At 61.8% G+C, this 14,565-nt stretch carries 14 protein-coding genes; 3 read left to right on the forward strand and 11 right to left on the reverse strand.

Annotated elements, in window-relative coordinates:
* Positions 1 to 6: 6 nt before the first annotated feature.
* From BW995_RS13215 to BW995_RS13245, 7 genes are all read right to left on the reverse strand, one after another.
* A complete protein-coding gene (locus BW995_RS13215; protein ID WP_076400856.1) occupies positions 7 to 477 on the reverse strand; it encodes a thermonuclease family protein in 471 nt (156 codons plus the stop codon).
* Positions 478 to 731: 254 nt separating this feature from the next.
* On the reverse strand, positions 732 to 1,529 hold the full coding sequence (locus BW995_RS13220) for an enoyl-CoA hydratase/isomerase family protein (protein WP_076400857.1): 798 nt from the start codon (positions 1,527 to 1,529) through the stop codon (positions 732 to 734).
* 4 nt (positions 1,530 to 1,533) lie between these two features.
* Positions 1,534 to 2,262, reverse strand: coding sequence for an ABC transporter ATP-binding protein (locus BW995_RS13225; RefSeq protein WP_076400858.1), 729 nt, complete (start codon positions 2,260 to 2,262; stop codon positions 1,534 to 1,536).
* Complete coding sequence (locus BW995_RS13230; protein WP_245821442.1) at positions 2,259 to 3,065, reverse strand: ABC transporter ATP-binding protein; 807 nt, start codon at positions 3,063 to 3,065, stop codon at positions 2,259 to 2,261. Before BW995_RS13230 ends, BW995_RS13225 begins: the two co-directional genes overlap by 4 nt.
* The gene (locus BW995_RS13235; RefSeq protein WP_245821443.1) at positions 3,062 to 4,075 is read right to left on the reverse strand and encodes a branched-chain amino acid ABC transporter permease; all 1,014 of its coding nucleotides are present in this window, start codon (positions 4,073 to 4,075) and stop codon (positions 3,062 to 3,064) included. Before BW995_RS13235 ends, BW995_RS13230 begins: the two co-directional genes overlap by 4 nt.
* 2 nt (positions 4,076 to 4,077) lie before the next feature.
* A complete protein-coding gene (locus tag BW995_RS13240; RefSeq protein WP_076400859.1) occupies positions 4,078 to 4,953 on the reverse strand; it encodes a branched-chain amino acid ABC transporter permease in 876 nt (291 codons plus the stop codon).
* Between the two features lie 403 nt (positions 4,954 to 5,356).
* Entirely contained in the window at positions 5,357 to 6,211 is an 855-nt protein-coding gene (locus tag BW995_RS13245) for a LysR family transcriptional regulator (protein WP_076400860.1), read from the reverse strand.
* Positions 6,212 to 6,329: 118 nt separating this feature from the next.
* Between BW995_RS13245 and BW995_RS13250 the strand changes: the two genes are divergently transcribed.
* A complete protein-coding gene (locus tag BW995_RS13250) occupies positions 6,330 to 7,298 on the forward strand; it encodes a bile acid:sodium symporter family protein (protein ID WP_076400861.1) in 969 nt (322 codons plus the stop codon).
* A gap of 18 nt (positions 7,299 to 7,316) precedes the next feature.
* Here BW995_RS13250 and BW995_RS13255 read toward each other — a convergent pair whose 3' ends face one another.
* Together BW995_RS13255 and pdxR are read right to left on the reverse strand one after the other, a co-directional pair.
* The gene (locus BW995_RS13255; protein WP_076400862.1) at positions 7,317 to 8,117 is read right to left on the reverse strand and encodes a methyltransferase, TIGR04325 family; all 801 of its coding nucleotides are present in this window, start codon (positions 8,115 to 8,117) and stop codon (positions 7,317 to 7,319) included.
* A gap of 285 nt (positions 8,118 to 8,402) precedes the next feature.
* On the reverse strand, positions 8,403 to 9,845 hold the full coding sequence (gene pdxR / locus BW995_RS13260; RefSeq protein ID WP_076400863.1) for a MocR-like pyridoxine biosynthesis transcription factor PdxR: 1,443 nt from the start codon (positions 9,843 to 9,845) through the stop codon (positions 8,403 to 8,405).
* A gap of 107 nt (positions 9,846 to 9,952) precedes the next feature.
* On the opposite strand from pdxR, the gene BW995_RS13265 reads away from it, so the two are divergent.
* Together BW995_RS13265 and BW995_RS13270 are read left to right on the forward strand one after the other, a co-directional pair.
* On the forward strand, positions 9,953 to 10,651 hold the full coding sequence (locus BW995_RS13265; protein ID WP_076400864.1) for a glutamine amidotransferase: 699 nt from the start codon (positions 9,953 to 9,955) through the stop codon (positions 10,649 to 10,651).
* Positions 10,648 to 11,391 (forward strand): YggS family pyridoxal phosphate-dependent enzyme, encoded by a 744-nt coding sequence (locus BW995_RS13270; RefSeq protein ID WP_076400865.1) that lies wholly within the window; start codon positions 10,648 to 10,650, stop codon positions 11,389 to 11,391. Before BW995_RS13265 ends, BW995_RS13270 begins: the two co-directional genes overlap by 4 nt.
* 375 nt (positions 11,392 to 11,766) lie before the next feature.
* Here the strand turns inward: BW995_RS13270 and BW995_RS13275 are convergent, their stop codons facing one another.
* On the reverse strand, positions 11,767 to 13,656 hold the full coding sequence (locus BW995_RS13275; RefSeq protein WP_076400866.1) for an ATP-dependent nuclease: 1,890 nt from the start codon (positions 13,654 to 13,656) through the stop codon (positions 11,767 to 11,769).
* 84 nt (positions 13,657 to 13,740) lie between these two features.
* Positions 13,741 to 14,553: an IclR family transcriptional regulator gene (locus BW995_RS13280; RefSeq protein ID WP_076400867.1), complete on the reverse strand. Its 813-nt coding sequence runs from the start codon at positions 14,551 to 14,553 to the stop codon at positions 13,741 to 13,743.
* Between the last annotated feature and the right edge of the window lie 12 nt (positions 14,554 to 14,565).

Consider the following 14,565-nt stretch of genomic DNA (forward strand, 5'->3'; position numbering starts at 1 on the left):
GCATCGTTACGGACACCACGGTTGCCGCTTGCTGCCGTCATAAGGCCGGGCCAGACCAGCCTCAATCAATGCATCCCGTAACAGGCGGCCATCGGGCAACAGCACATCGGCCACCACCCGCCCGCCGTATTTGTCAGTCTGCACATTCAGCACCTGAATTGCGACGTCGGGCGGAGCCCACAGGCTGACCTGCGCCTTCGCCTGCCGGGCCTTGTCTTTTTCCTCGACGCATTTGCCGCGCAATTCGGGGGTGTCAACGCCACGCACCCGGATGGAGGTCACCGTTGTCTGCCCCAGCCAGATCTGGATCGAGGCCCTGATGGTGTCGCCATCGACCACCTTGATCACCTGCCCCGGAAACGGGCCGGGCAAGGTGCTGTGCAGGGTCGTGTTGGCGGGGGACTCCGCTGGCGCGTTGTCGGCAGGTTCTTCGGCATGCCCCGGCCCCGGCATCATCCCGGAAACGGCGACGGTCATCACCATTCCCCACACAAGAGGCCATCGGGCACGGCGCTGGAAACATTTATGGGTTTGCATTTTACAATGATACCTCATAGGTTGCATCGTACGAATCCAAAGCCCCGTTCCAGCGGGCACCGTCAAAACCCTAGCACGCCCTTAAGAACATAAAAAGAACAAATACACCGCCACACTCTCTATACGCGTTTCTCCATGAAAAAACCGGGCAGATTTCCCTGCCCGGTCTTGTCTGTTCTCTCCTGAAAAACCCGCTACCCCGCCAGCCACGACGGTGGGCGCTTTTCCAGAAAGGCTCCCAGCCCTTCGCGCGCTTCGGCCCCGGAGCGCAGGCGGGCGATGCGGCGGGCGGTTTCTTCGATCAGGGCATCCGAGACTGCCCGCACCCCGGACACGGCAATCAGCTGCTTGGCGGCGGCCTGTGCCTGCGGGCCGCCGCGCAGCAAGGCAGTGGTCAGCTCCTCCAGCCGTTGATCAAGCGCCTCGGCAGGCACCACCTCGTGCGCCAACCCCAATTGCCCCGCCCGCTCGGCTGACATCCGTTCGGCGGACAGGAAATAGCGGGCGGCCTGCCGCTCGCCAATCGCCCGGATCACATAGGGGCTGATCGCCGACGGGATGATGCCGAACAGAACTTCCGAGGTGGCAAACACCGCCTGCGGCGTCGCCACGCACATGTCACAGGCCGCCGCCAGTCCCAACCCGCCGCCCAGCGCCGCCCCGTGGACGCGGGCGATGGTTGGCTTGCCCAGTTCGGCCAGTGCCCGCAGCATTTCGGCCAGTCGGCGGGCATCGGCGAGATTGTCAGCCTCTGATGCCTGTCCGGCGCGTTGCATCCAGCCGAGGTCCGCCCCGGCTGAAAAGCTCTTGCCGCGCCCGGCCAGCACCACCACCCGCACCTGATCATCCCCGGCCAGCTCGGCACAGACGGCGGTCAGGTCGGCAATCAGTGTTTCATTAAAGGCATTGTGGACCGCCGGACGATTCATCCACACCGTCGCCACCGCTCCGGCGCGGACGATCTCCAGCGTTTCATAGTCTGTGTTGCTCATGGTCTCATAATCCCAGATAGGCGGCGCGCACCTGTTCGTTCTGCAACAACTCGGCTCCACTGCCGGTCAGGGTGATGGTGCCGGTTTCAAGGACATAGCCACGGTCGGCCAGCGCCAGCGCACCAAAGGCGTTCTGTTCGACCAGCAGGATGGTCATGCCCTCGGCCCGCAGGCGGCGGATGACGGCAAACACCTCCTCGACCATCAGCGGGGCCAGCCCCATCGACGGTTCGTCGAGCAGCAGCAGCCGGGGCCGCCCCATCAAGGCCCGCCCGATCGCCACCATCTGCTGTTGCCCACCGGACAAGGTGCCCGCCGCCAGACGGCGTTTGTCGCGCAGCACCGGAAACAGCTGATAAATCTTGTCGAGGTCCTCGCTGACCTCCGCCGCGGACCGGGTGTAGCCACCCAGACGCAGGTTGTCTTCAATGCTCAGCGGGCCGAACACCTGCCGCCCTTCCGGGCTTTGGCAAATGCCGCGCCGCACCCGCTGCTCGGGGCGCAGACGCTCGATGGCCTCCCCGGCAAACAGGATTTGGCCCGCGCTGGCCGGCTGCACCCCCGACAGGGTGCGCAGGAAGGTGGTCTTGCCCGCGCCATTGGCCCCGACCAGCGCCACCAGCTCGCCGCTGGCGACCTCCAGCGACACGCCTTTCAGCGCCTTGATGCGGCCATAACAGCTTTCCAGCCCGCTGACCGCCAGCAACGGGGCCGGTGTTTCAGGGATGCTCATGGGGTTTCTCCTGCGGCTCCGGCTCCCAGATAGGCGGCGATCACCGCCGGGTCCTGGCGGATTTCTGCAGCGGTGCCTTCGGCCAGCTTTTTGCCGTAGTCCAGCACCAGAATGCGGTCGGACAGGCTCATCACCATCTTCATGTCATGCTCGACCAGCACCACCGTCACCCCGGAGACGGCCACCTTGCGAATCAGCTCGTCAATCTCCAGCGTCTCGCGCGGATTGAGGCCCGCCGCTGGTTCATCAAGGAACAGCAACCGTGGCTTCATCGCCAGAGCGCGGGCAATTTCCAGCCGTTTCAGCGCGCCATAGGACATCGCATCGGCGCGCGCCTCCAGCGCATGCTCCAGCCCGACAAAGCGCATCAGTTCGGCGGCTTCCTGATGCAGGGCCTGATCGGCCCGCCGCAGGGACGGCCAGCGAAAGGCCGCCTTCAGCACATTGCGATCCAGCCGCAGATGCGCCCCGACCATCACGTTTTCCAGCGCGGTCATGTTGAGGCAGACTTGCAGGTTCTGGAAGGTGCGGGCCACCCCGCGCCGGGCCAGCCGGTGCGGCGGTTGCCCCTGCACCGGCTGGCCGTCGAGCAGGATTTCTCCGGCGGTCGGCACATAAACGCCGGTGATCAGGTTGAACAGGGTGGTTTTCCCGGCGCCGTTCGGACCAATCACCGAATAGATACAACCACTGGCAATATCAAAACTGACATTCTGCACCGCCCGCACTCCGCCGAAATTGATCGACAGGTCGCGCACGCTGAGAACCGGCGTGGCGGGGGCTGTTGAGGTTCGGGCCATCATGAGTCGGACTCCCCGGCAGAGCGACCCGCCCGCAGGCGGGCAACCGCAAAACGAAGGCTGCCAAGACGGGCGGCCAGCGTCGGCAGCAACCCGCGCGGCATGAAAATCATGCACAGGATCAGGATCGCGCCAAAGGCCACGGTTTCCCATCCTTCAAAGGTGGCCAGCGCCTGCGGCAGGATGGTCAGCAGCACCGCCCCCAGCAGCGAGCCGAACACCGAGGCCATGCCACCGACCACCACCATCGTCACCAGCTCGACCGAGTGGAAGAAGTCGGCGATGTTCGGGGTGACAAAGCCAACGTAGTGGGCGGTGATGCTGCCCATGATGCTGGCAAAGGTGGCCGACATCACAAAGATTGCCATCTTGTAGCGGGCGATATCGACCCCCACCACCCGCGCCGCCACGTCCGAGCCATGCAGGGCGCGCAACGCCCGCCCGAACGGCGAGTCGATGATGTTCAGCGACGCCCACACACTGACCAGCAGCAGGGCCGCAATCACCCAGTACCATTGACGGTCCCGTGACAGCTGAAGGCCAAACAGCTCCATCGCCGGAACCGCCATGCCGTCCGGGCCGCCGGTATAGCTGGCTTCGTTGCGGAAAATCAGGTTGAGGATGATCCCCAGCCCCAATGTCGCCATCGCCAGATAATGGCCCTTCAGGCGGAAAATCGGCCAGGCCATCACCGCCGCCAATGCCGCAGCGGCGGCGGCTCCGGCTATCAGGGCCAGCAGGGGCGGCCAGCCGAAATGAGTCGGCAGGACCGCACTGGCATAGGCACCGATGCCCAGAAAGCCGGCATGACCAAAGCTGATCTGCCCGGCAAAGCCGATCAGCAGGTTCAGTCCCAGCACGATGATGGCGTTGATGGCAATCCGGATCACCAGATCAAGGTAAAAGCTGTTGCTGATCACCAGCGGCAGCACCAGCACCAGCACGGCCAGTGCCACCAGCCCAAGGGTTGCCGGTCGAAGTGCCATGGGTCGGAGAATGACGGGTCGGATCATGGCTAGACGCGCTCCGTCTGGCGGGAGCCGAACAGCCCGCGCGGCAGGAAGAACAGGATCAGCAGGATCAGGACAAACGGCAGCGCATCCTTGTAGGACGACGACAGATAGCCCGCCCCCATCGCTTCGAGCACACCGACCAGCAAGCCGCCCACCAGCGCCCCGGCACCGCTGCCCAGACCCCCGACCACCGCCGCCACAAAGCCCTTCAGCCCCAGCATGATACCGCTGTCATAAGAGGTCATGGTCAGCGGCGTCACCAGTACACCGCCCAGCGCGCCAACCGCCGCCGACATGGCAAAGCTCATCCACAGCACCCAACTGGTGTTGATGCCGACCAGCTCGGCAGCGGTGCGGTTGAACGAGGTCGCCAGCATCGCCTTGCCGGTCAGGGTGCGGGTGAAGAAATACCACAGCCCGACCACCACCAGCGCCGACACCCCGATCACCCAGAAGCTCTGCGGCATGATCATCGCCCCGCCGATTTCAACCGGCGTGTCACCGGAAAACGACGACAGCATGAAGGCCCCCTTGCCGAACACCACCTGCACCACACCGCGAATCACCAGCGATGCCCCGATGGTGATGATGATGATGTTGACCGTATCGGCCGAGCGCACCGGCTCGACCACCATCTTTTCCATCAGCACGCCCACCAGCGACGGCACGATGATCGCCAGCAGCACCGCCAGCGGCAGCGGAAAACCGGCCTGCTGGAACATCACCGCCAGCATGCCACCCAGCATGATGAACTCGCCCTGGGCAAAGTTGATCACCGTGCTGGCATTGTAAATCATGGTGAATCCCAGCGCCGCCAGCGCATAGGTGGCGCCGATGGTGATGCCGGAAAACAGATATTGAAGGAATTGCGCCAACATCAGCCGCCTCCCTTTCCGCGCGCGGCTGTGCCGCCTCGCACCGGTCGTCCCGGTGCGGGTATCCCTGACAGGGCTGTCATGGTGTGGCCTCCCGTTTATGGATCGGGCCTTGATTGGTTTTGGTTGATCATGCCCGTTGCAGAAATTCTGAATAACGGAATGAATTACGTCAACAGGAAAAGCCCATCGAATTCCATTTGACGAAATCAATTTCACAATCCATAAATCTATCCACCCCGGCGCGACACTGCGCTCAGGTTGGTCGATGTCCCTGATCATGTCCTGATCACTCCGGGATCACCCTGGGAAACGCTGCCCCGCTCCTCCAGTCGGGCGCGCGTCCCGCACCTTCCCGCCAGAGCATCCCCGGTGTACCGGGAGGCTCTGGCGGTTTTTTTTCATCTCACACCACCGGCATCCCGGCCATGGTCCGCATCACCTCGTCCGACAGTGCCCGGACCAGTGCCTGATCGGCCCCCTTGCGCGCCACCAGAATGAACTCCACGTCGTCCAGCGGCGGCAGCAGGTCCGGCGAAACCTCACGCAATCCCGACGGGGCCAGCCGCCGCGGCTGCACAAACACCCCCATCCCGGCCCGCGCCGCTGCGGTCAGGCCGCTCAGGCTTTCGCAGGTACAGCTCAGACGCCACGGGATGCCCGCCCGCTCCAGCGTTTCCAGCGCAATGGCGCGGGTGATGCTGGGCGGTGAAAAGGCAATCAGCGGCAACGGACGGGCCTGCCCCAGCCGCTCGGGGTCGCGGGCCAGCCACACCAGCGGCTCGCGGCAAACAAAACGGCCACGCGTTTCCCCCACCCGTCGCTTGGCGAACACCAGATCAATCTCGCCCGCGTCCTGCATGGCAAACAGCGGCGCTGACAGGGCCACCGTCAGCGCCAGATCAACCGATGGATGGGCACAGGCAAAGGCATCGAGAATCAACGGCAACTGTCGCCCGACCAGATCTTCGGATACCCCCAGCCGCAGGTGGCCGCGCAGGTTGGCGGCGCTGAAATGCTGGTCCACCTTGCTGGCCAGCGCCAGCATCAGCCGCGCATCCGGCAGCAGGGCTTCGCCATCGGCGGTCAGCGCCACATGGTGGGTATCGCGTACCAGCAACCGCCGCCCGAGGCGGTCTTCCAGACGGCGGACATGCTGGCTGATGGTGGACTGATTCAGCCCCAACCGTCGTGCCGCCAGACTGAAACTGCCGACATCGCTGACCATCAGGAAACTGCGCACATGGGTCAGGTCAAGCATCGCTGCCTCCGGTTATTTTTATGGTGAACCATCATAACCGTTATTGTTTGTATTTCGATCTGCCATAAGGCACACCCTGCGACAGATACCCTTGTGCCCGATGCCTCAGGAGTCCCCCATGCGGCGCTTTCTGCCCGACCTGTTCACCATCGGCCTGCTGCTGTGCGTGCTGCTGGCCTCGCTGTTCCCGGCCCACGGGGCGTTTGCCCACGGGTTCGGCATTGCGACCGACTGCGCCATTGCCCTGCTGTTCTTTCTGCATGGGGCCCGCCTGTCACGCGAAACGGTGATTGCCGGTTTGCTGCACTGGCGGCTGCACCTGTTGATTCTGGCCATCACCTTTGGGGTGTTCCCGTTATTGGGGTTGGCGATCGGGCTGATCCCCGACAGCCTGCTGCCGCATCCGCTGTATCTGGGTATCCTGTATTTGTGCGTGCTGCCTTCGACCGTGCAATCGTCGATTGCTTTCACCTCGATTGCCGGAGGCAACATCCCGGCGGCGATTTGCTCGGCATCGGCGTCGAACATTCTGGGGATGTTCATCACCCCGCTGCTGGTCGGGCTGCTGTTTTCGCTCGGGCAGACGGCGGGGGGCTTTTCCCTCGACTCGCTACAGACCATCCTGCTGCAACTGCTGGTGCCGTTCATCGCCGGGCAACTGTTGCAGCCGTGGGTCGGAGGGTGGATTCGCGCGCGCAAAAAGCTGTTGATGCCGGTTGATCGCGGCTCGATCCTGATGGTGGTCTATCTGGCGTTCAGCCATGCAGTGATCGAAGGCGTCTGGCACCAGTTCTCGCTGGAAAACCTGGCGATGATTGTGCTGCTGGATATCCTGCTGCTGCTGTGCGTGCTGGGGCTGACCCTGATCGGCAGCCGGGCCTTGGGCTTTAACCGGGCGGACCAGATCACCATCCTGTTCTGTGGATCGAAAAAGAGTCTGGTCAGCGGCGTGCCGATGGCCAACGCCATCTTTTCCAGCGCGATGATCGGGGCGGTGGTGTTGCCGATCATGCTGTTTCATCAGATTCAGTTGATGGCCTGCGCCTGGATTGCCGCCCGCTATGCCGCCCGTCCCGCCGCTGAATGAGCGGGCGGAGGGCATGGTTTACGCCGCAGGCTCGCAGCCCTCATGGTCTTTTGCGAGAAAATACGTCATGTACTGGAAATCAGAGAAATACGTCTTGTCCGCGTGCTCCTGCTCAAAGCAATTCACGATGGCATAGCCATTGGAGACAATGGTTTCCTCAAATTTTGATTTCTTTGCGATAACAAGCGGAACCGTTGTTCCATCGTTCTTGATGCTGTTCCGCTGAACGATGAAAATTTCCGTCTCGCTGGCGACAAGAGGGGTTCGCCGAACAACAACATACTTCGCCGACAACTTCAGCAAGGCATCGAGAGCGTCATAGGTGTTTTCAATGTATTGCAGAACACCATCGACGATCACAACATCGGATGTCCCCGCCGGAGGCAGCTCGGTGTCAAAGACCAACCCTTCTGGCAGGTCAATTTCATTCATTCTGGCAACCAGATCAGGAAGCTCGACAACGCGCCAGAGTTTCGGAATTCCCAAATTGGTCAACAGGGTCCGCATCTCCAGAAACCTGACGCCAACGCCCCCCCCAAAGTCCAGAATGGACACCGGGGCATTGTTTTCCTTTCCGCGACACGCAAGCGAAATGGCCGTCGCCACACTCCAGTCCTGAGAACAACTGCTAATATGGTTCAGCTTTGGATAAAAAAATTTGTCCAGATATAACGCTGTATCGGTGGTGTATGACGTTGAATGGTCTGCCGCATCTTTCCAGGTGGGAAAAGATGCCACGTAGTCGCCTTTCCCCAGCTTGCGCTTTATCCAGTAAATAAGGTCCTGAGAAAAGATATGAGAAACATGTGGCCGTTGCACTTTCAATATCTCCTGGAGCATAGGCTGTAAAATTGATTCGGCATACGAGTGGTGCAACAAAGCAATGGTCGGGAATTGAGAGTCTGGCGCAAATCAAAGTCCCGCCACCCTAAAGCACCACACGGAAATTGGGAACTGATTTTAGCGATAACCGGCGATGCTTAAAACATAAACAGCGTCTTACACAGATCACCACAACCATCACGAACATTGCCCGCCCCAGAAAAGACCTCACGACCTTGAACCTTGTGGCTTGCAGCCCCAAGGCCGACGCGATGCGACTGCTTACCCCACAGGGCAGGCTCGCACCAGCACTCCAACTGCCTGTTCCAGCTCGTCTTCGCTCAGGGCGGCAAAGCCCAGCCGCAAGGCAGCAGGCGGGGCGGCAGGCGTCAGGGAGAACTGGCGACCCGGCAGCACCGCCAACCCCAAGGCCGCCGCCTGTTGCACCCATTGATCGACCAGTTCCACCTCTCCGCGCAGACGCAGCCAGACCGCCAGCCCCCCTGCCGGAACGGCAAAATCAGTCCGATCCGCCAGCGTGGCGCGCAGCAGGCTCACCAGCCGGTCACGGCGGGCCAGATACAGCCGCCGCGCCTTGCGGGCATGACGGCGCAGGGTCCCATCGGCCAGCAGTTCGCCCAATGCCTGCTCCAGCGGGCCGTCGCCCTGCCGGTCGATGGCTTCGCGCTGCCCGGCCATCCGCTCCAGCAGGGCTGGTGGGGCAATGGCGTAGCCAATGCGCAGACCGGGGGCGATCAGCTTTGATAACGACCCGACATGGATCACCCTGTCCTGCGCATGGTTGCGCGCCGCCAGCGGCAACAGCGGGCGACCTTCAAAGCGGTATTCGTGATCGTAATCGTCTTCGATGATCACCAGATCATGCCGCCGGACCAGATCCAGCAACCGCAGGCGACGGGCAGCCCCCAGCGTCACCGTGGTCGGATACTGGTGATGCGGGGTGAGGTAGACCGCCACCAGTCCGGGCTGGCTCCCGGCCAGCCGCTCCAGCGCCTCGACATCCAGCCCCTCACCGTCCACCGGCACACCGACCACCTGCACCCCCGCCGCCTGAAAGGCCCGCCAGGCCAGCGGATAGCCCGGTGTTTCCACCGCGATCACCGCCCCTGCCCGTCCCAACGCGCGCGCGGCGAGAAACAGCGCCATCTGGCTGCCACGGGTGATCATCACCTGCGCCGGACGCACCGCCAGCCCCCGTTCATCACGCAGATACAGCGCCAGCGCCTCGCGCAGCAACGGATGACCACAGGGGTCGCCATAGTCGCGGCAGGACAGAAAGGAGGGCGACAGCAACGCCCGCCGGATCGCCTGTGCCAGCGCCACCACCGGCGCCAACCGGGGATCAGGGGTACCGTCTGACAGGCTGAACGGCAAAGGCGCAGGCCGCACCGCATGCTCCCGATCGGGCAGCACAGGGTCAACGGGGCGCAGCTGCGGGCAATCCGGCAGGTCGCGGGCCACAAAGGTTCCCCGTGACGGCACACTGACCAGCCAGCCCTGCAAAATCAGGTCCTGATAGGCGGCGTCAACGGTGTTGCGGTGCATCCCCAACGAAGCCGCCAGCGCCCGCGTTCCCGGCAAGGCCGTTCCCGGCGGCAGGCGTCCCCGTTCGATATCTGCGATCAGGGCCCGGGCCAGCGCCAGAAACAGCGGCTCGCGCCCCTCGGGCTTTACCTCCAGTGCCAGTGTTGCCCCTTTTCCCATCCGGCCTACCTCTCTGCCACCATCCGGCTCTTTGCAACAGGCCGGTGACGCGATAGTGCCTGAAGGGTCCCGGCGCAGCAATCCCGCCGCCCACCATGGAGAGGACCATGACCAGACAGGCGCTCGCCCTTCAGCATGTCGCGTTTGAAACCCTTGGCACCTTCGAGGCTGTGTTGCAGCAGGCGGGCTATCAGGTGCAGTATCACGATGTCGGGCAGCAGGACCTGTCCGGCCTTGATCCACTGGCCGCCGACCTGCTGGTGATCCTCGGTGGTCCGGTCGGCGTCTACGAACAGGCCGCCTATCCGTTCCTTGCCACCGAACAGGTCCTGATCAGGCAGCGTCTGGCCGCCGGGAAGCCCACACTGGGAATTTGCCTCGGTGCCCAGCAGATTGCCCATGCTCTGGGAGCCCGTGTTGCCCCTGGCGGGGAGAAAGAGATCGGCTTTGCGCCACTGACGCTTGGCGCCGCCGGATACGCCAGTCCGCTGCGTCATCTGGACGGCGTGCCGGTGCTGCACTGGCATGGCGATGCCTTCGAGGTTCCTGCCGCTGCCGTGGCGCTGGCCTCGACGGCGGTCTGTCCGCAAGCCTTTGCCATCGGCACTACGGTGTTGGCGATGCAGTTCCACCCCGAAGCCGATACCAGCAATGGTCTGGAGTCGTGGTTGATCGGCCATGCCTGCGAGCTGGCCGCGGCCGGAATTGACCCCAACCGCCTGCGGACCGAGGCGCAGCAGCATGGCGCCACCCTGCGCGAAGCCGGACGGCGGCTGTTGACCGAGTGGCTGGAGGCGTTGCCATGAGCATCGCCACCGCCCTGCAGGACGTACAGCAGCAGATGCGCGAGGCCGCCGAACGGGCCGGTCGCCCGGCCAGTGAGGTGCGCCTGCTGCTGGTCACCAAGACCGTTGCTGCCGAGCGGGTGCGGCAGGCCATCGCCGCCGGAGCCAGCGAGCTGGGGGAAAACAAGGTGCAGGAGGGCCGCCCCAAAGCCGCCGCGCTGGCTGGCGAGCCGGTGCGCTGGGCGATGATTGGTCATTTGCAAAGCAACAAGGTGAAGGAGATGCTCGACTTTGCCAGCAGCCTGCACTCCCTCGACCGCCTGTCGCTGGCCACCGCTCTGGAACGGCGGCTGCAAACTCTGGGGCGGGGGCTGGATGTGCTGATTCAGGTCAACACCTCGGGCGAGGCCAGCAAGTACGGATTGGCCCCCGCCGAGCTGCCCGCCTTTCTGCGCAGCCTGACCGCCTTTGATGCCCTGCGTCCGCGCGGGCTGATGACGCTTGCCACCTTTACTGCCGACCAAACCGAGGTCCGCCGCTGTTTCCGCCTGCTGCGCAGTCTGCGCGATCAGGCACGCAATGATGCCCCGCAAGGTGCTGACCTGTGCGAATTGTCGATGGGCATGTCCGGGGACTTCCCCGCCGCCATCGAAGAGGGAGCAACCATCGTGCGGGTCGGGCAGGCGGTGTTCGGGGCCCGCCCGACGCCGGATTCCTTTTACTGGCCGGAAGGCGACACCGCCGCCGTTCCCCCGGCATAGCCCAGCCGCGCGGACAAATCGGTGGCGGCGTGGCGCAGGTCGGCAATCAGCGGGCCATCAAGGCCCATGTCCAGTGTCCCCTGCACCCCGACCACCACCAGCGCCATGATCGAGGCGGTGGCGGTGGTCGGGGTGCTTCACCAGATTCAGCTGATGGCCTACGCCTAGATCACCGCCGCTATGCCGCTCGCACCACGATAGAGGGGGCAACCAGTTAGAGAAAATCAGAGAGAACGAAAACACTCTGATGTCGGGGGAGGGCAGGCAGTGTCCGGAGCACTCTCGACTCCGGATCCGTCTCACACCCACTGAAGACTATCCACATAACCGCCCTCACCAGTTCTGCGAGATTTCCCTTCGTGATGACAGATAATCTCATGCATGTTTAACGCTTGCCGCTTTGCCCAGAATTTTCGTAAGCATTTCAGGCACTACACCTGCCGATCGAAGTGTTGCAGCCCTGTAAGCAAGACAATTCTTGGAAAGATTTATTCCCGCCTCAGATTCAATAACGTTACATGAAACAATCCATTCAGGCCATTTATTCGATAAAAAAGATTCTAGATTGTCATGAAACATTGCAACAAAATCAAATACATTATCAGATGGAAAATCATCCTCAGGTAACCCAAAGTATTTTAATAATGCTCTATTTTCTTTTGCACATTTATTTCGTTCATTATCTATGTCATTTTGACTCTTATTATTACGCCTTGCTCGATCTTCGAAACCACCATCTGCATCAAACAGTGCGTAGACTGGCACACCAACAGATTTGAGAATCGCATGTGCGAGAGGTATCGATGTCTTGCTTCCCACAGGAATGATCGAGATACCGGCTACCTCAAGAGCGCCTGGGGAGGTCCGGTCGCCGATCCCGTAAAACACAGAAGCTTCGGTGAGCCCTTCCACAAGTAAGGCACCATTCGCGAAGAGTGCAATCGCAAGCTGATCGGCCACATTATGGTCGAGCCTACGATCGACCACATCGCCATTCACTGTTCCATTAAGCCTAACTTTCACATCCTCAACCGTGGCAAAGTGAACCGTTACCATCGGAACTACGTCACTTGATCTCGTCAGCCGTCTGATTTGATGGAAGTATCGCGCCTCCAAGAAGTAGGGGCTATGCGTGGCATAAGCCACTTGGATGCGTTTGCCATCATCCTCAGCGAGCGACCTGAGTACCTTCGCGAAGGCCTGCGCCTGGATCGGGTGTTGAAAAAGCTCCGGCTCCTCAATTGCCAAACAAATGACTCCCTCGGTCGAAGCCGCACCCGACTGCGCCAAGAGTTGCAGAGCCGAGATCAACAATGTGCGCTGAAAGCCATGCCCTTGACGCTCTACCGCAGTTTCGGTAGTGCCGTCGAGCACAGCCACATCGAATGTTGTACGTGGTGCCTTGAGTTCCACTTCAGCCGGAGAAACCGTGATTGCCCGGCCAGGAGCATAGGCTGTGACAACTGCATTGAGCTGCTCTGTCATGATACCAATCTGCCCCTTGAATTTCTCTTCATAAACCCTTTGCTGCTTTGCTCGTGACTCTGCAACGATCTCAGCGATTGCCTCATCAGCGGCAGTTCGGTCAATCGAACGCTCAAGGATTCTCCCGATAATGCTTGCCTTGCCGTCGATGGACTCCTCACTTGCCCGAAGGTCGGCTGTCACCAAAACGAAGTCGAAAAGCCCGCTCATCTTGCCGCCGCTATTGAACCCGAAAAAATTGGTTTGCAAAGCTTCAGGCATATCGAGAAGTTGATCAATGTGTGCCGCTTCCCAAGCTGTAATCGCCTGCTCCACAGCCGAGCCGGTGTTCGCAGCAGGAAGTCCCAGCCCCGGTTGCTCGCGCCTAAGGGTGGTATACGCCTCTTTCTTCGCAGTCGCACTGCCTGCCGCCTTGATGGCATTGAAAGCTTGGAATCCCTTTGCATTCGCGGAAAGCATATCAGTGCCATCGGGGAATCGGCGCTTCCATGCAGTGAATGTGGCGGCTCCTTCCGGTGCGTACTTTCCAAGCGCCTCACGATCATTTTCGGTGAGATCTGCAAAAGTAACTTGGACCTCGATCTCTTCGTCCGTTGCCCCAAAAGAGCAATCCTTCTCCGTCAGGGAACCCGGTTTACCGTTGAAGAACCAGTCGAGTGCACGAAGAACTGTTGACTTACCAGCACCGTTCGGCCCGATGAAGGTCGTAATGAAATCGAACGGTATCGTCACGTCTTTCAACGCGCGAAAGTTGCAGATACGGACAGATTGGATCTTCATTTTCGCTCCTGTTCCTTGTAGCCAAGGCCTATTCTCTCAATAGTAGAAACAGAGCATATTTACCCCTTCTCCGCCACGATCAATTCACTGGCCGGAAGGCGACACCGCCGCCGTTCCTCCGGCATAGCCCAGCCGCGCGGACAAATCGGTGGCGGCGTGGCGCAGGTCGGCAATCAGCGGGCCGTCAAGGCCCATGTCCAGCGTCCCCTGCACCCCGACCACCACCAGCGCCATCGATATTTCGCCCTTGAAGTTGAACACCGGAGCGGCGGCGGCTTCGACACCCTCGGCGAAATAGCCTTCGCTGATGGTGGCAATACCGGTGCGCCGCACCTCGTCCAGCATCGCTTCGGCACGGGCGCGGGTGCGGATGGCGTCGGGCAGGGTCAGGGTTTTCAGTTCATCGGCCAGCAGCGGATCGATTTTGGCCTTCGGCATGAACGCCCCGAACACCCGCCCGCCAGCACTGTTCAGCAGATGCAGGTGTACACCGGTCACCACGTTGACCGTGATCGGGCGGCGGGGCCGTTCCCAGCGGACGATCACCGGCCCACGGTCGGCCCACACCGCCAGCGCCACCGTCTGGTTCAACTGGTCGCGCAGATCGGAAATCGCCGCCACCCCCAGCCGGATGCGGTCCAGCCGGTCAATCGCCACCAGCCCGATGCGCAGGGCGAACTGGCCGATGTCATAGCGCGAGGTCAGCGGGTCCTGTTCGACCAGCCCGGCGCGGATCAGGCTGACCAGATAGCGGTGGACCTTCGGCGGCGACATGCCAGCGGCGGCGGCGATGTCTTTCAGCATCATCGACCGGTGCCCGGCGACCATCGCTTTCAGGATGCTCATGCCGATTTCCAGCGACTGCACGCCCTGCTTTCCGTCCAGTTCGTCGTCCATGGCCGCCTCCCG

It is taken from the genome of Insolitispirillum peregrinum, assembly GCF_900156605.1.
In the GTDB taxonomy this organism is placed as follows: domain Bacteria; phylum Pseudomonadota; class Alphaproteobacteria; order Rhodospirillales; family Rhodospirillaceae; genus Insolitispirillum; species Insolitispirillum peregrinum.